General features: G+C 73.2%; 12 protein-coding genes. 7 read left to right on the top strand and 5 right to left on the bottom strand.

The window, feature by feature from the left end; translation table 11 throughout:
* Positions 1-99 precede the first annotated feature (99 nt).
* Positions 100-654: an HNH endonuclease gene (locus tag OG906_RS22315; RefSeq protein ID WP_267799393.1), complete on the top strand. Its 555-nt coding sequence runs from the start codon at positions 100-102 to the stop codon at positions 652-654.
* Positions 655-815: 161 nt separating this feature from the next.
* Here the strand turns inward: OG906_RS22315 and OG906_RS22320 are convergent, their stop codons facing one another.
* Positions 816-4118 carry a beta-N-acetylglucosaminidase domain-containing protein gene (locus OG906_RS22320; RefSeq protein ID WP_443067404.1) on the bottom strand — a complete coding sequence of 1101 codons (3303 nt, stop codon included), beginning with the start codon at positions 4116-4118 and terminating at the stop codon, positions 816-818.
* Between OG906_RS22320 and OG906_RS22325 the strand changes: the two genes are divergently transcribed.
* The 3 genes from OG906_RS22325 to OG906_RS22335 all read left to right on the top strand — a co-directional run bounded on the left by OG906_RS22325 (position 4065) and on the right by OG906_RS22335 (position 6711).
* Positions 4065-4301 carry a hypothetical protein gene (locus OG906_RS22325; protein ID WP_329445222.1) on the top strand — a complete coding sequence of 79 codons (237 nt, stop codon included), beginning with the start codon at positions 4065-4067 and terminating at the stop codon, positions 4299-4301. The two genes, OG906_RS22320 and OG906_RS22325, sit on opposite strands and share 54 nt — an antisense overlap.
* A gap of 173 nt (positions 4302-4474) precedes the next feature.
* Positions 4475-6451: a 4-alpha-glucanotransferase gene (locus OG906_RS22330; protein ID WP_329445224.1), complete on the top strand. Its 1977-nt coding sequence runs from the start codon at positions 4475-4477 to the stop codon at positions 6449-6451.
* Positions 6452-6471: 20 nt separating this feature from the next.
* Entirely contained in the window at positions 6472-6711 is a 240-nt protein-coding gene (locus OG906_RS22335; protein WP_267799397.1) for a hypothetical protein, read from the top strand.
* A gap of 164 nt (positions 6712-6875) precedes the next feature.
* Here OG906_RS22335 and OG906_RS22340 read toward each other — a convergent pair whose 3' ends face one another.
* Positions 6876-7373 (bottom strand): MarR family winged helix-turn-helix transcriptional regulator, encoded by a 498-nt coding sequence (locus OG906_RS22340; RefSeq protein ID WP_329445226.1) that lies wholly within the window; start codon positions 7371-7373, stop codon positions 6876-6878.
* Between the two features lie 404 nt (positions 7374-7777).
* On the opposite strand from OG906_RS22340, the gene OG906_RS22345 reads away from it, so the two are divergent.
* The 3 genes from OG906_RS22345 (at position 7778) to OG906_RS22355 (ending at position 10697) form a co-directional block, all read left to right on the top strand.
* A complete protein-coding gene (locus OG906_RS22345; protein WP_329445228.1) occupies positions 7778-8749 on the top strand; it encodes an EamA family transporter in 972 nt (323 codons plus the stop codon).
* Between the two features lie 105 nt (positions 8750-8854).
* Positions 8855-9793, top strand: a complete 939-nt coding sequence (locus OG906_RS22350) for a DMT family transporter (RefSeq protein ID WP_443067405.1) — start codon at positions 8855-8857, stop codon at positions 9791-9793.
* Between the two features lie 10 nt (positions 9794-9803).
* Complete coding sequence (locus OG906_RS22355) at positions 9804-10697, top strand: LysR family transcriptional regulator (RefSeq protein WP_329445229.1); 894 nt, start codon at positions 9804-9806, stop codon at positions 10695-10697.
* Positions 10698-10794: 97 nt separating this feature from the next.
* Here OG906_RS22355 and pepN read toward each other — a convergent pair whose 3' ends face one another.
* The 3 genes from pepN to OG906_RS22370 all read right to left on the bottom strand — a co-directional run bounded on the left by pepN (position 10795) and on the right by OG906_RS22370 (position 16641).
* A complete protein-coding gene (gene pepN, locus OG906_RS22360) occupies positions 10795-13392 on the bottom strand; it encodes an aminopeptidase N (protein ID WP_329445230.1) in 2598 nt (865 codons plus the stop codon).
* A 202-nt stretch (positions 13393-13594) separates the two neighbouring features.
* Positions 13595-15355 carry an FG-GAP repeat domain-containing protein gene (locus OG906_RS22365; protein WP_329445232.1) on the bottom strand — a complete coding sequence of 587 codons (1761 nt, stop codon included), beginning with the start codon at positions 15353-15355 and terminating at the stop codon, positions 13595-13597.
* Between the two features lie 257 nt (positions 15356-15612).
* On the bottom strand, positions 15613-16641 hold the full coding sequence (locus tag OG906_RS22370) for an aspartate-semialdehyde dehydrogenase (protein ID WP_329445234.1): 1029 nt from the start codon (positions 16639-16641) through the stop codon (positions 15613-15615).
* Positions 16642-16902: the final 261 nt, after the last annotated feature.

The raw sequence follows: 16902 nt of genomic DNA on the forward strand, positions 1-16902 counted from the left end.
ACGAGCGCGTGGTGGCGCTTCGACCTGCCATAAGGGGAGACTGGAGAGCAGATCGTCCCGGCGCGAGCCACGCGCCGCCGGCGTACAAGGAGGCAGTCCGTGCCGCACGTCCTGGTCCTCAACGCGTCGTACGAGCCGCTCGGCGTCGTACCGCTCCGCCGCGCGCTCGTCCTCGTCCTGGAGAACAAAGCAGTCTCCCTGGAGGAATCCGGCGCCTTTCTGCACAGCGCGACGAGAGCCGTCCCCGCTCCCAGCGTGGTCCGGCTCAAGCGCTTCGTGCGGGTCCCCTACCGGGGGCCCGTTCCGCTCACCCGTCGCGCGCTCTTCGCCCGCGACGGCGGTCGCTGCATGTACTGCGGGGCCGTCGCCACCAGCGTCGACCACGTCATCCCGCGCAGTCGGGGTGGGCAGCACGCGTGGGACAACGTCGTCGCCGCGTGTCGACGCTGCAACCACGTGAAGGCGGACCGCCACCTGCTGGAGCTCGGCTGGAGGCTGCGCCACCAGCCCGCACCGCCGTCGGGCCTCGCCTGGCGGATCATCGGCACCGGGCACCGGGACCCGCGGTGGATGCCGTACCTCCAGCCGTACGGGGCCGATGACGCGCTCGATCGGATCGGCGTCGGGGTGACGGCGACGGCCGCCGCGTCCTAGCCTCCGGCCCGGGCGAGGCCCATTCAGCCTCGCCGGCGTTTGAGGCGCGGGTCCGGGCGGAGCCCGGTGCCCGGCGGAGCCGGGGTTGCCTGGGGCTCCGCCCCAGACCCCGCGCCTCAAACGCAGGCGAGGCTGGTTTCGCGCGGCCGGGGTTCGGCCCGTCAGGGGGTTACCGCTCGGGCCGTGGCCGACCAGAGGCTGCAGCCGAAGCGCGTCGCGCGCCTGTCGCACGTGACGCGGACGAACCGGGCCCCCGGCGCGTCCAGGTGGACGGTGTCCGTGCCGCCCCGGGAGGCGACCGTCGCCGCCGCGTGCCAGGTGACCCCGTCCGCGGAGGTCTGGACCCGGAAGGCGGACGGGTACGCGTCCTGCCAGCGCAGCGTCAACAGGCCGATCCGGGCGGGGGCCGCCAGTTCGGCCTGCCACCAGGCCCCGTCCACCGGCGGGGACGACCACCGGGTGGTGTCGGCGCCGTCCAGCACCGCCGAGGCGGGGAAGGCCGGGGTCTCGTCGCCGGACGAGGAGGCCTTCGCGCCCCGCAGCAGGTCCGGGCCGCCCGTGCGGGGCACCGCACGGACCGTCAGGGTGCGCGACTGACCGGCGAACGTCATCGGGACGGAGTAGATCCCCGCCGGGGTGCCGGCCGCGACGGTGACCTCCAGCGGAACGCTGACCAGGGTGCCCCGGGGCGCCTTCACCTCGCCCGGGACGCGGACCGCGATCCCCCGCGGCGGGGCCGCCGACAGCGGGCCGCGGACCTCGCCGGGCCGCAGGGCGGACAGGTCCGCGGACACCCGCAGCGGGGCGCCGCCTATCTCCACGTCAGCCCGCCCGCCACCGGCCAGCTCGAAGCGGGCGGCGGGCCCGTCCCCGAGCCAGGGCACCACGTGGTGCACGGCGGGGGAGGCCCCGGGCCAGACCAGCCGTACGGCGTCCGCCCGCAGACCGCGCAGGTCGGCCTGGGTCCACCCCGAGGCGCCCGCGTCGGCGACCTTGCGCCAGCCCTCGCCCGGTACGTGGGCCTCCAGCGTCGCGAGCGTCCCGGGCGCGAGCGGGTCCGTCATGACGGTGACCGCCGACACGGGGCGTACGCCGTCCAGCCGGACGGTCCACGCGTCGGAGCCCCGCGACACCGTTCCGACGGTCCGCGACGCGCCCGTCCAACTGTCCGACTCGGCGGTCGCCTTCGTGAGGAAGGCGTCCAGTACGGCCGTGTCCACCCGGGCGTCGCCGGCCTCCGCGAGCCCGGCGCGGGCCTGCGCGAGGGCGCGCGAGGCCTTCCAGGCCGCCGCCCCGTCCCCCCGGGCCTGGGCCCGGAGCATGTCCACGGCCAGTTCGCCGGCGGTTCCGTACTCCGACAGCCGGTCCAGCCACGGTCCGGCCTCGCCGGTGAGGCCGGGCAGCCGGGAGGGGGCCTCCCGCAGCACGGTGAAGGCCGCGCGCAGCCGTTCGCCGGCCGCCCGGTCGCCCGCGGCGCGGCCCCGCCAGAACTCCTCGACGAGCGGCCTCAGGTACGCGGACTCCTCCTGCTTGAGCCCCGACGAGGCGGTGTTCCCGGCGAGGGCGGCCAGCGCCTTGCGGGCCCGGGGGTCCGGGCCCGCGAGATCGCGTACCGCCGCCGCCCACGATTCGCCCGCCCGGTAGCCGCGCGGGTTCCACGCGTAGTCCGCCGCCGTGAACACCGGGATCCGCGACAGGGTGCCCTGCGGCATCGCGTTGAGCATCAGCCCCGCCGAGGCGCCGGCCACCACCGGATCCCGGCCCGCGTACGGGCCGAGGAAGATCCGGCCCGGATCCCAGTCGTTGACCGGGTAGTTGTCCATGGTGACCAGCGCGTGCTGCCCGAAGGCCGCCCGGGCCCCGGCCAGTTCCCTGCCGGTGATGGTGCGGGGCACCACCCCGACGCCGGTCCACGCGACCTCCACGCGCGCGTTCAACGCGCCGCCGAGCGCGCTCCGGTAGCCGGTGGAGCCGTCCTGGAAGTACTCGGTCGGCAGCAGCGACAGCGCGGGCGCCCCCGGATAGCGGGCGGCGAGGTGCGCGGCCAGCTCGTTGGCGACCTCGGCGTGCGCCTTCGCGGCGGCGGCCGGGCCCCTCCCGTACCGCTCGCGGTCCTCCAGGCAGCCCCACTCCGTGTAGCTGACGTCCTGGAACTGGAGCTGGAACGCCCGGAAGCCCAGGTCCCACATCGCGTCCACCTTGCGGGTGAGCGCCGCCCGCTCGGCCGCCGAGGACAGGCACATCGACTGGCCGGGGGTCACCGCCCAGCCGAGCACCACCCGGTTGGCGCGCGCCCGCTCGGCGAGGGCCCGGAACTCGGCCTGCCGCTCGGGCGGGTAGTCCTCGCGCCACCGCGTGGTGCGGTAGGTGTCGTCGCCGGGCGCCAGCAACAGCCGGTTCTGCTTGGTGCGCCCCATGAAGTCGAGTTGGGCGAGCCGTTGCTCCCGGGTCCAGGGATCCCCGTAGAACCCCTCGGTGACACCGCGCACGGGAGCCGTCGGCCAGTCCCGTACGCGCACCCCGGGGGCCTTCGCGGTGCCCGACGGGAGGAGTTGGCGCAGGGTCTGCGCCGCGTTGAAGAGGCCGTCGTCCCCCACGCCGGCCAGCGCGACGGTGTTCCGGTCGCCGACCCTGCCCACCGCGATGCGGTAGCCCCCGGCCGGCAGGTCCCCCGCCTCGGCCGCGCCCAGCGCGCGCAAGGCCGCGAGGGCGTCGGGGCCCTGGAGGCGTACGACGAGGCCGTGTGCGGGCAGCGCGTCCCCGGGGGCCCGTTCGTGCAGGGTTCGTACGCCGGCCCCGCGCAGGGTGGTCCGGACGACCTCGGCGGCGTACGGGTCGACGTCGGGCGCCGCCACCAGCACGGCCTCGGTGCCCACCGGCACCGCGTGCGCCGGATCGGCCCTCATCGACTGCGGGCGCGGCCACACGGCCGGTCCGTCGGCGGCGGTCCGCGGGGTGTCGGAGCCCGGATCGAGGACCGGGCCGGGCGAGACGCCCGACGAGGCGGGCGCGGCGCCGTTCGCCGCGGCGGTGCCCGCCCCCGGCGTCGACGGGGGCGTGTCGGGCGTGTCGGGTGCGGAGGGTGAGGCGGACATCACCTGGGGCCCGGAGGCCGTCGCTCCGCCCAAGAGCGTCCCCATGACGGCGATCGCCGCCGCCGTGGCCCGCTTCTTGCCCCTGAGCTGCACGGAGCCTCCCCGTCCCGAGTCGTCCCCCGCTCGTACGAACGAGCCAGAGCCCACCATTCGTACGGTGGGGGTGTCAATGCGGATGGGGGATCTGGAGCGGATTCGCCAGGAATGCGCGGCCGTCGACTGGGTAGGGCTGCGTTGGTCCGCTCTGTTCCGACACGCGTGCCACGAGGCTGTTCCCCGGGCACGTCCACCGAATCCGCTCGAAGGAGTGCTCAGATGAACGTACGGACCACCCGCACGATCCGCACCGCCCGCAAACCCTCCGCCCATCCCATCGCCCCGCTCGCCCACCTGCCGACCCAGGCAGGACTGCCGGACGCCCCCCTGACCAGCGAGCCCCCGCTCGCCGACTCCGCGCACGCGCCGCTGACCAGCGAGCCGCCCCTCACCGCCGAGGCCCCGCTGACGAGCGAGCCGACCACACCCGCCGCGGCCGCGGCCGCGGGCAACTAGTGCGGTGAGCGGAAAGGTTCACCGTGTCCCGGCGCCCGGCACGGTACCTCGCCGCGTTGTCGAACCGCCCGAGTACGTCCCGTACAAGCGGCAGTCCTCCGCCTTGCCATGCACCGCACCGGACACCGCGACCCGGCAAACCTTTCCGGCCACAGCACTAGACAGGGACTGACATGGACGATCTCACCCGGCTCGCGGAACTGCACGGCATCGCCACCAGCTACCAGCCCGCCGCCGAGGTGACCGTCCAGGTCCCGCACGCCACCATCACGACGGTGCTGGCGTGCCTCGGGGTGCCCGCCGACACGCCCGAGAAGATCCGGGCCGCCGTCGCGGAAGCCGCCCTGGAGGCCGCCGTGCGGCCCCTGCCCCACACGGTGGTGCACTGGCGGGGGGAGCCCCTGCCCGTCGCGCCGGCCGGGAGCCGGGTGCTGCTGGAGGACGGCGGGGAGGCCCCGTGGGGCCCGGACCTGCCGCTCGGCGTGCACCGGCTCACGGCCGAGGGGCCCGACGGTCGCACCGCCGAGGCCACGCTGATCGTGGCCCCCGACCGGGCCCCGGCCGCGCCCGGGCGGACGACCCACGGGCTGCTCGTCCAGCTCTACTCGCTGCTGTCCGAGCGCTCCTGGGGCATGGGCGACCTCGGCGACCTGGCCGAACTCGCCCGCTGGGCGGGCCGCACCCACGGCGTCGGGTTCATCCAGGTCAACCCGCTGCACGCGGCCGTTCCCGGGACGCCGACCGACCCCTCCCCGTACCGGCCCTCCACCCGCCGCTTCCCGGACCCGGTCCACCTGCGCATCGAGGACGTGCCCGAGTACGCCCACTGTCCCGACCGGGAGGCCCTGGACGACCTCGCCGCACGCGGCGCCGAGCTGCGCCGCGCGGTCCTGGAGAAGGGCGAGCTCATCGACCGGGACGCCGTGTGGGAGTTGAAGCGGCGGGCCCTGGAGCTGCTGTACGCCGTTCCGCGCACGGCCGGACGCGCTGCGGCCTACGCCGCGTTCCGCGCCGAGCAGGGGGACCCGCTGGACCGGCACGCGGCCTGGTGCGCCGGGCACGCCGGGGAGGATCCACGGGAGCGGGTCGACTTCCACCGCTGGCTGGTGTGGCTGACGGTCGAGCAACTCGCCGCCGCCCAGAGCGCCGCCCGCGAGGCGGGCATGGCGGTCGGCATCGTGCACGACCTGGCGGTCGGCGTGCATCCGCAGGGCTCGGACGTCGGCGGCCCGCGCCACTACGCCGAGGACATCTCCGTGGGCGCCCCGCCGGACGCCTTCAACGCGCGGGGCCAGGACTGGGGGCTGCCGCCCTGGCGGCCGGACGCGCTGGCCGCCGCCGGGTACGCGCCCTTCCGGGACCTGCTGCGCGGGGTGTTCCGGTACGCGGGCGCGCTGCGGATCGACCACGTCATGGGGCTGTTCCGGCTCTGGTGGATCCCCCGGGGCACCCCGCCCGCGGAGGGCACGTACGTCTCGCACGACGGCGAGGCGATGCTGGCGGTCCTGGTCCTGGAGGCCCACCGGGCCGGGGCCCTGGTCGTCGGCGAGGACCTCGGGACGGTGGAGCCCCGGGTCCGCGACGCCCTGGCCCGCCGCGGGGTGCTCGGCACCTCGGTGCTGTGGTTCGAGCGCGACTGGGCGCGCGGCGGAGCCCCGCTGGAGCCCGAGGAGTGGCGGGCGGACTGCCTGGCGACGGCCACGACGCACGATCTGCCGCCCACCGCCGCGAAGCTGGCCGGCGCCCACGTCGAACTGCGCGACCGACTCGGTCTGCTCGCCCGCCCCGTGGAGGTGGAACGGGCCGAGGACGAGGCCGACACCGCCGAGTGGCTGGCCGTGCTCGACCGGCTCGGGCTGGAGACGAAGGACGAGGAGTCCGCCGTGCTGGCCCTGTACGGCTTCCTGCTGCGCACGCCCGCCCGGCTGGTCGGCGTGTGGCTGCCGGACGCGGTGGGGGACCGACGGCCGCAGAACCTGCCGGGGACCTGGGACCAGTACCCCAACTGGCGGCTGCCGATCGCCGACGGATCGGGGCGCCCGCTGACGCTGGAGGCGCTGACGGCCTCACCGCGCGCGAATGCCCTGTTGAGCGCGGTGCGTGAGGGCGTACGGACCCGTACGGCACCCCCGGGCGCGCGCTCCGTTTAGGTGTTCGCTACTTTTGCACCGTGGACAAGAAGAACGCACTGCGCGCCGGCGCCGTCACGGCCGGAACGACGCTGATGATGCTGCTGATGACGTCTCCCGCCCTCGCGCTGACCCGCGACGACGGCGACGACCCGGCTCCGCCCCTGAGCATTGGCGAGACGCTCGGCCTGTTCGTGGCCACGCCGATCGTGCTGTTCCTGGTCATCGCGGGCCTCGTCATGGTGGGCGACAAGTCGCGCAAGCAGCAGGCCACGGACTGACGTCCGCTCACGTGACCGCCCTGCGGGGTGGTCACCCTTCATGACTTCCGGGGCGCCGGGGGTCCGTACGCCGACGCGTGTCGGTCGTGTCGCGGACCCCCGGCGCCCCGTCGTGTTCCCGGGGTCCCGGCCGGCGACGTGCGCGGGGCCCCGACGGCAGGCCTTCACGGGGTTCCGGCGAGCAGCTTCCTGAGCAGGCCCGTGAGCACCTCCACCTCCTGCGGGTCGAGCCCGGTGAGCGCGGCGCGCTGTACCTCCAGGCCCGCGGTGACGGCCTCGTCGATGAGCGTCAGACCCCGGTCGGTGATGGTCACGTGGAGCCCGCGCCGGTCATGGGGATCGGGGCTGCGGGTCAGCAGTCCGGCCTTCTCCAGCCTGTCCAGACGCCCCGTCATGCCGCCGGTGGTGAGCATCAGCGTCGCGGACAGCTGCCGGGGCGAGAGGGTGTACGGGATTCCGGATCGCCTCAGGGTGGCGACGACGTCGAACTCCCCGCGGGAGATCCCGTAGCGGTTGTAGGTCCGCTCCATCTCGTCGCCCATGGCCTTGGTGATCCGGTAGATCCGGCCGAAGACGGCCATGGGTGCGGTGTCGAGATCCGGTCGTACGGCGTACCACTGGGCGGCGATCGCGTCGACGGCGTCCTTGTTGTCCTCGGTCATGGGCGCAGTATCCGGCTTCCGTTTGATTGAACGCAAGAAAGTTGCTTGACGGAAAGTAGCTTAGGGCTAAGCTACTTCCAAGCAATCTAAACGGGGGAGTGGCCCACGTGGGCGAGGACAGCGCGAGGCGGCGGGGGAACGGGTGGCGGGGGAGCGGTCCCTGCTCCTCGGGGTGGGGATCAGCGCGATCGGGATCGGCATGTATGTCCCCTTCTCGCGGTCCGGGGCCTCGGCTTCGCGCGCTACCCGCTGCTTCACCGTCAACACCGCCCTGTGCGCCGGCGCCGGAGTCCTGATCGCGCGCCGGGTCCGCCGCTCCGGAGCCGCGAGCGCGTCGCCGGCGCCGCCTGAGTCGGGCTCCGGTCCCGCTCCCTTGTCTTCTCCCCTCCGTCCGAGGAGTTCTCGTGAACCGCTTCGCCACCGTCGCCCTGACCGCCCTGGCCCCCGTCTCCTGGGGTTCCACCTACGCCGTCGCCACCGAACTGCTGCCGCCCGACCGGCCCCTGTTCACCGGGGTCATGCGGGCCCTGCCCGCCGGACTGCTGCTCGTCGCCCTCTCCCGGACCCTCCCCAAGGGCGCGTGGTGGTGGAAGTCGGCGGTCCTGGGCACCCTCAACATCGGCGCCTTCTTCCCGCTGCTCTTCCTCTCCGCCTACCGGCTGCCGGGCGGAGTCGCCGCCGTGCTCGGCGCCGCCGGACCGCTGTTCGTCGTCGGGCTCGCCGCGCTGCTCCTGGGGGAGCGGGCGCGGATGCGGACCGTACTCGCCGCCGTCGTCGCCGCGTTCGGGGTGAGCATGGTCGTCCTGACCGCGCAGGCCCGGCTGGACCTCGTCGGGATCGTCGCCGGAGTGGTCTCCTCCGCCTCCATGGCCGCCGGCACCGTGATGACCAAGCGCTGGGGACGCCCCGAGGGCGTCGGCCCGCTGGCCGTGACCGGCTGGCAGCTCACCGCCGGCGGCCTGTTCATCATCCCGATCGCCGCCCTCGCGGAGGGGGCGCCGCCCGCCCTCGACGGCAAGGCCCTCCTCGGCTACGGCTACATGATGCTGATCAACACCGGGATCGCGTACTGGCTCTGGTTCCGCGGCATCGGCAAGCTGACCGCCACCTCCGTCACCCTGCTCGGCCCGCTGTCCCCGCTCACCGCCGCCGTCATCGGCTGGGCCGCCCTGGGTCAGGCGCTGACCCCGGTGCAGGTGCTGGGCATGGCGATCGCCTTCGGCGCGACCGTGGCGGGGCAGCTCGCGCAGCGGACGCCCAAGGCGCCCGGACCGGCGGACGAGGCCGAGGTGATCCCCGTCGAAACGTTCAGTTCTGCTGAAAAGAACGATCGTAATGTTTCGATGGACCTGGGCAATGGCGGGATGCGACGGTAGATCCCCCACTGCGGTGGATCCCACACCGCGGTGGATCCCACACTGCGGTGGATCACACCGCGGTGGAGAACACCGCCGCACCCCACCCTCAGGAGGAGACACCCAGTGGCCGTCACGGACCGCGCCCGCACCGTTTCGCAGACCCGGCAGCCCGAGCGCCCCGGAGGCACCGGCGCGAAGGGGGCCGCCGGACTCGGCGTCGCGCTCGCCCTGGTCGCGACGGTCATCTGGTCCGGCAGCTTCGTCGCCACCCGCGGCATGGCCGACAGCGTGCCCCCGATCCAGGCCGTCTTCTGGCGCTGGGTCATCGCCGCGGTGGCCGTCGCCCCCTTCGCCGCCCGCCAGGCCTGGTCCCAGCGGGCCCTGCTCCGCGCCCACCTCGGCTACGTCTGCCTGGCCACCCTCTTCGGCGTCACCCTGTACAACACCCTCGTCCACCAGGCCGGACTGACCACCTCCGCCTCCAACATGGGCATGATCATGGCCGCTTCGCCGGTCATCATGGCCCTGTACGCCCGCCTCGGCGGCGAACGACTCGGAGCCCGCCGGGTCCTCGGGATGCTGCTGGCTGCCTTCGGGGTGCTGCTCCTCGTCGGGGACGGCTCGCTCGGCTTCGACTTCACCGCCGGCGACCTGTGGATGTTCGGCGCCGCCCTCTCCTTCGCCACCTACAGCGCCCTGCTCAAGCGCAAGCCCGCCGAACTGGGCGGACTCGCCTTCCTGTTCGCCACCTTCGTGCTCGGCGCACTGATGTTGGCGCCCGCGTACGCCGTGTCCCTGTCCGTCCAGGGCGGCTTCGCCCTCACCCCCGCCGCCGGGGGCATGCTGCTGTACGTCGGCGTGATGTCCTCCGCCGTCGCCTTCTTCGCCTGGAACAAGGCCGTCGCGGTGATCGGCGCCGCCCGCGCCGGCGTCGTGTACTACCTCCAGCCCGTCTGCGTCGCCGGCCTCGGACTGCTGCTGCTGGGCGAGCGGACCGGACCCGCCCAACTCCTCTGCATGGCGCTGATCCTGGGCGGCGTGGCCCTCGGTGCCCGGCGGTAGGTTCGGTCCCATGATCGAGTGGGACATCAAGAAGCTGCGGATCCTGCGGACCCTGGCCGACCGGGGCACCGTGACCGCGACGGCCGAGGCGCTGCACATGACGCCCTCGGCCGTTTCGCAGCAGCTGACCAACCTCGCCCGGCAGTTGGGGGTCCCCCTGCTGGAGGCCCAGGGGCGCAGGGTGCGGCTCACCGACGCAGCGCACCTGGTCCTGCGGCACGCCGAGGCCGTGTTCGCCCAGCTCGAACGAGCCGACGCCGACCTGGCCGGCTACCTGTCGGGTGACGCGGGCGAGGTCCGGATCGGCGCCTTCTCCACGGCCGTGCCCGTCCTCGTCGTCCCGGCCGTCGCCGCCCTGCGCCGGACCCACCCCGGCGTGGAGGTGCGCGTCCGGGAGACCGAGGCCGCCGAATCGTACGAACTGCTGTCCGCCGGCGCCGTCGACCTGGCGCTCTCCCTCGCGGCCCACGCCCCGACCGCCCGTGACCCCCGTTTCACCCGGGTCACGCTGCTGGAGGACCCGCTGGACGTGGCCCTGCCCCCCGACCACCCGCTGGCGGCCGCGCCGGCCGTGCGGCTGGCCGACCTGTCCGGGGACCGGTGGATCTACGGGGGCAGCGGGCCCTGGTCGCAGATCACCCGCAACGCGTGCGAGGCGGCCGGGTTCGTCCCCGAACAGGCCCACTCCGCGTCGGGCTGGACGGCCATCCTCGCCATGGTCGAGGCCGGCATGGGCGTGGCGCTCGTCCCGCGCATGGTGACGGGCCGCGCCTGCGGCGTCGCCGTCCGGGTCCTGGCCCACGACCGGCCCACCCGGCACGTGGTCGCGGCCCTGAGGCGCGGCTCCGCGTCGGCGCCGGCGCTGGCCCACGTACTGGCCGCGCTCAGAGCGGCGGCGGGCTGAGACCCCGGCGCCGGGACCCGGCGACCACGCGCGAGGGGCGCCCCCGGTACGCGTGTCGCGCACCGTGGACGCCCCTCGTCGGGTCGGGCCCGCGCCGTCAGGACGCGGCGGCCGCGTCCGCCGCCTGGGCCTTCAGCGCCCGCTCGACACCCGAGCGGGACTCCGAGACCAGCCGGCGCAGACCCGCGCCCGGGTCGGCCGAGGCCAGCCAGGCGTCCGTCGCCGTCAGGGTCTGCTCGGAGACCTGGAGCGCCGGGTACAGGCCCACCGCGATCTGCTGGGCGATCTCGTGGCTCCGGGTGTCCCAGACCTCCTTGACCGCCGCGAAGTACTTCTCGGTGTACGGGGCGAGGAGCTCGCGCTGGTCGGTCTGCACGAAGCCGCCGATCACCGCCTCCTGCACCGCGTTCGGCAGCGAGTCGCCCTCGACGACCGAGGCCCATGCCTGCGCCTTGGCCTCCGCCGTCGGACGCGCCGCCCGGGCGGTGGCCGCGTGGCGCTCGCCCGCCGCGGTGGCGTCCCGCTCCAGCTCGGCCGCGATGGCCGGCTCGTCGAGGACGCCCGTGGTGACCAGGCGCTCCAGGAACGCCCACCGCAGATCGGTGTCGACCGCCAGGCCCTCGATCTCCGCGGAGCCGTCCAGCAGCGCCGACAGGTACGTCAGCTGTCCCTCGGTCCGGGCCGTCGCCGCGAAGGCACGGGCCCAGGCCAGCTGGTGGTCGCTGCCCGGCGCGGCCGCACGCAGGTGCTCCAGCGTGGCCTCGGTCCAGTCGGCCAGGCCCTGCTCGCGCCAGGCCGGGTCGGCGTACAGGTCGATGGCCAGCTTCACCTGGCGGTGCAGCGACTGCACCACACCGATGTCCGACTCCTTGCCGATGCCCGACAGCACCAGCGCCAGGTAGTCGCGGGTGGCCAGTTCGCCGTCCCGCGTCATGTCCCACGCCGAGGCCCAGCACAGCGCGCGCGGCAGCGACTCGGTGAAGTCGCCCAGGTGCGCGGTGACGTTGGCCAGCGAGATCTCGTCCAGGCGGACCTTCGCGTAGGACAGGTCGTCGTCGTTGAGCAGCACCACGGTCGGGCGGGCGCGGCCCACCAGCTCCGGCACCGCCGTCAGTTCGCCGTCGATGTCCAGCTCGATCCGGTCCGAGCGGACCAGCAGGCCGTCGCGCAGGTCGTACAGGCCGACCGCGATCCGGTGCGGGCGCAGCACCGGCTCGCCCTTGGCGCCGGCGGGCAGCGCGGGTGCCTCCTGGCGGACGGCGAAGGCGGTGATGACGCCCTGCGCGTCGGTCTCGACCTCCGGACGCAGGATGTTGATGCCGGCGGTCTCCAGCCACGCCTTCGACCAGGCGGTCAGGTCGCGGCCGGAGGTCTCCTCCAGCGCGCCCAGCAGGTCGGACAGGCGCGTGTTCCCGAACGCGTGCGCCTTGAAGTACGCCTGCACGCCCTTGAAGAAGGCGTCCATGCCGACGTAGGCGACGAGCTGCTTGAGCACCGACGCGCCCTTGGCGTACGTGATCCCGTCGAAGTTGACGAGCACGTCGTCCAGGTCACGGATGTCCGCCATGATCGGGTGCGTGGACGGCAGCTGGTCCTGCCGGTACGCCCACGTCTTCATGGAGTTCGCGAACGTGGTCCACGCGTGCGGCCACTTCGAACCCTCGGCGTACGCCTGGCAGGCGATCGAGGTGTACGTCGCGAACGACTCGTTCAGCCACAGGTCGTTCCACCACTCCATGGTGACCAGGTCGCCGAACCACATGTGCGCGAGCTCGTGCAGGATGGTCTCGGCGCGCACCTCGTACGCCGCGTCCGTCACCTTCGAGCGGAAGACGTACTGGTCGCGGATGGTGACCGCGCCCGCGTTCTCCATCGCGCCCGCGTTGAACTCCGGCACGAAGAGCTGGTCGTACTTCGCGAAGGGGTAGTCGTACGCGAACTTCTCCTGGAACCAGTCGAAGCCCTGCCGCGTGACGTCGAAGATCGCGTCCGCGTCGAGGAACTCGGCGAGCGAGGGCCGGCAGTAGATGCCGAGCGGCACCGACTGCCCGTCCGGACCCTCGTACGAGCTGTGGACGGCGTGGTACGGACCGACGATCAGCGCGGTGATGTACGAGGAGATCCGCGGGGTCGGCTCGAAGCGCCAGACGTCGTCCTTGACGTCCGCGGCCTCCGCCCCCTCGGGAATCTCCCGCGGGGAGTTCGAGACGACCGTCCAGCCCTCGGGGGCCGTCACGGTGAACCGGAACGTCGCCTTCAGGTCGGGCTGCTCGAAGCTGGCGAAGACCCGCCGCGCGTCCGGCACCTCGAACTGGGTGTACAGGTAGGCCTGCTGGTCGACGGGGTCGACGAAGCGGTGCAGGCCCTCACCGGTGTTGGTGTAGGCGCAGTCCGCGACGACACGCAGCTCGTTCGCCCCGGCGACGAGGTGGTCCAGCGCGATCCGGGAGTCCCGGAAGACCGCGGCCACGTCCAGTGCCCTGCCGTTCAGCACGACCTCGTGCACGGCCGGCGCGACCAGGTCGATGAAGGTCTCGGCGCCCGCCTCGGCGGAGTCGAACCGCACGGTGGTCACGGAGGGGTAGGTGCCGCCCTCCTGCGCACCGCTGAGATCGAGTTCGATCTCGTACGAGTCGACGGTCAGCAGCTTCGCTCGCTGCTGGGCCTCTTCACGGGTCAGGTTCGTGCCAGGCACGCGTTCATCTCCTTCGATGGTCGTTGCCCCGCCATCCTTCCACGCGGGCGGCGCAACCGCCCCGGACTCATCCACGGGCGAACGCGGCATCCCCTTTGGGGGGTTTCGCCCCGGCACGGCACCGCGCCCCACCGGAGGAATCCGATGGGGCGCGGCGAGGGGGGCACCGGGGCGTCGCCCGCGGTGGGGGGACGCGACCGGATCAGATCAGGTCGGTGAACTGGTTCCAGCCCGAGCCCAGGGCGGTCCGGGGCTCGAAGGTGGCATCGGGGACGGTCGGGGTGAGGCCGCTCGCCGTGTACAGCCAGAGCTTGCCCTGGGAGTCGCGGGCGACCAGGTCGGACAGGCCGTCGGCGTTCAGGTCGCCGGGGGAGACGATCGCGGTCATGTCCTTCCAACCGCTGCCGACCTGGACCGGCTGCGCGAACGGCACGGCCGTGTCGTGGGTGCCCTGGTACAGCCACAGGCGACCGTCGGTGCCGCGGCCGACCAGGTCGGGGATGCCGTCGCCGGTCATGTCGCCGGCCCCGGTGATCCGGTCCAGGGAGTTCCAGCTGCTGCCGACCTTGAGGCGGTTGTAGAAGCCGGTGCCGGTGCCGCGACCCGGGTACAGGTACAGGTCGCCGCCCTTCTCGCGGGCCAGCAGGTCGCCGCGGCCGTCCCCGGTCAGGTCGCCGACGCCGATGACGGTGTTGTAGATGCCCCAGCCGGAGCCCAGGTTCACATCGCCCTTCTCGTGCAGCGCCCACAGCTGACCACCGGCGGTGATCTTGAGGACGTTGCCGTTCGGGTTGGTGCCGAGTCCCGAGGTGTGGATCAGGGTGTCGGTGCTGCTCGGGATCTGGCTGAACGCGTAGTAACCGGTCGGCCCCTCGAAGCGGTTGCGGCCGCTGGAGCGGTACGCCGACATGGAGCCGCCGGCGTCACGGGCGATCAGGCTCTTCTTGCCGTAGGCACCGTTCGGGGAGTCGTCACCGGCGAAGCCGAGGAAGTGCGGGAACTCCAGGGGGTAGACGCCGGTCTGGTCCAGCTTGCCGTTGCCCAGGCTCGTGTAGACCAACGCGCCGCCGTCGTTCTTGCGGGCCAGGAGCCGGACGTTGCCGTCCTTGTCGCCTTGGGCGAGGACCTGGTCGAACTCCTGCCAGCCGTGGCCGATCGGAACGGCCGCACCGAACGGGGCGTCGGTCTTGCCGGTGGAGGGCAGGAAGTACAGCAGGCCGTCCGAGGACCGGATGATCAGGTCGGCCAGGCCGTCCTTGTCGAAGTCGTAGCCCGTGACGAGGTTGACGAAGTTCCACTGGTTGCCCGTGACCTCGATCGGGTCCGCGTACGGGCTGGTCGTGTCCGCCTTGCCGGTGCCCGGGTAGAGGAAGAGCTGCCCCTTGGTCGTACGGGCCAGCAGGTCCGGGTGGCCGTCGCCGGTCAGGTCGCCCGCACCCGCCACCTTGTTGAACACGTGCCAGCCGCCGGAGGCCCAGCCGGTCGGCGTGCTGCCCTGCGTGGTCGCGGTGTGCAGCTGGATGCCGCCCAGGGTGTTGATGGTCAGGAGCTCGGGGCTGCCGTTCCCGTCGAGGTCGCCGACCGGCACGACCTCCTTGTGCTCGTCGACGTTCTTGATCTCCCCGGCGATCGGGAACGCGGCGGTGGTGCCGGAGTCGTAGCGCACCGACCAGCCGCCCCACACGTTGCGCAGGAGGAAGTCGTCCTTGCCGTTGCCGTCGATGTCCAGGCGCGGGGAGACGGCCGCGGCGGCCTTGCCGGCGGTCTTGGCGGCGGTCTTGGCCTTCGGGGCGGCGACGGCGCCACCCGGCTGCGGGACGGCCTGCGCCGCGGCGGACGGCTTGCCGGGGACGACCGGCGGCTCGGAGGCGAGGGCCTGCCCGGCGGTGATCATCCCGGTGGCCAGGGCGAGGGCGGTGCAGGTGAGCACGCGGAAGCGGCGAGAGGTGGTGCGGGCGTTCATGAAGATGTCCCCCAGGACTGCTGTCTTGACCTCCCCCCCTGGGAGGCAAGATGAAATGTAGATCATGCAAAAGCCCTGGTGGAAGGGGTTTCCGAGGGGCGGGTGGGGCTGCGTCGGCGTGGTGACGGCGCTGTGACGGGGTGGTGACAATCGGGTCGGGAAGGGGTCGTTCCGATGCGACGAAGGAGCGGACACGACGCCGGCCCGCCCCACCGGGACGGTGGGACGGGCCGGAGGCGTACGGCGGGGCGGGCGGGTCAGCCGCGCAGCTCCTCGGCGACCAGCTCCGCGATCTGGACGGCGTTCAGCGCCGCGCCCTTGCGGAGGTTGTCGTTCGAGAGGAACAGCGCCAGGCCGTTCTCGGCCGTCTCGTCGGTGCGGATGCGACCCACGTACGAGGCGTCCTTGCCCGCGGCCTGGAGCGGGGTCGGGATCTCGGAGAGCTCGACGCCCGGGGCGTCCGCCAGCAGCTCGTAGGCGCGCTCCACGCTCAGCGGCCGCGCGAAGCGGACGTTGACCTGGAGCGAGTGGCCGGAGAAGACCGGCACGCGCACGCAGGTGCCCGAGACCTTGAGCTCCGGGAGTTCGAGGATCTTGCGGGACTCGTTGCGGAGCTTCTGCTCCTCGTCGGTCTCGAAGGAGCCGTCGTCGACGATCGAGCCCGCGAGCGGCAGCACGTTGAAGGCGATCGGACGCTTGTAGACCCCCGGCTCGGGGAAGGTCACGGCCTCGCCGTCGTGCACCAGCGCGGTGGCCTCGCCCGCGACGGCCTTGACCTGGCCGTCGAGCTCCGCGACGCCCGCGACGCCCGAGCCGGAGACGGCCTGGTAGGTGGTGGCGATCAGCGCGGTCAGGCCGGCCTCGTCGTGCAGGGGGCGCAGCACGGGCATCGCGGCCATGGTGGTGCAGTTCGGGTTCGCGATGATGCCCTTGGGGCGGTCCTTGATCGCGTGCGGGTTGACCTCGGAGACGACGAGGGGGACCTCGGGGTCCTTGCGCCAGGCCGAGGAGTTGTCGATCACGACGGCACCCTGGGAGGCGACCTTCTCGGCGAGGGCCTTGGAGGTGGCGCCACCGGCGGAGAAGAGCACGATGTCCAGGCCCGAGTAGTCGGCCGTGGAGGCGTCCTCGATGGTGATCTCGCGGCCCTGCCACTCCAGCGTCGAACCGGCCGAACGGGCCGAGGCGAACAGCCGCAGCTCGTCCACCGGGAACTTGCGCTCGGCGAGGATGCCGCGCATGACTCCGCCGACCTGTCCGGTGGCTCCGACGATTCCGACCCTCACGGTGACTCCTTTTGGTACGTACGACGCGGGCGCGCGTGGAGCCATCATGCGTTCGACCCCACGAGCCTTGTCCAATCCATTGTCCGAGGTGCGGACGGTGTCCTGAACGTGAACCCCCGTGACAACTCCGTGGCGGGTGTGTTGCACCACCCCGAAAGGCCCGTTTACCCAGTTCAGAGCCGATTGGCGTCCGATCCGGCCGTGACCGTTGTCCGGACACGGCGTATCGGACATCGAAACGACTGACTCGGGGAGAACCAT

The organism is Streptomyces sp. NBC_01426 (genome assembly GCF_036231985.1).
GTDB lineage: Bacteria > Actinomycetota > Actinomycetes > Streptomycetales > Streptomycetaceae > Streptomyces.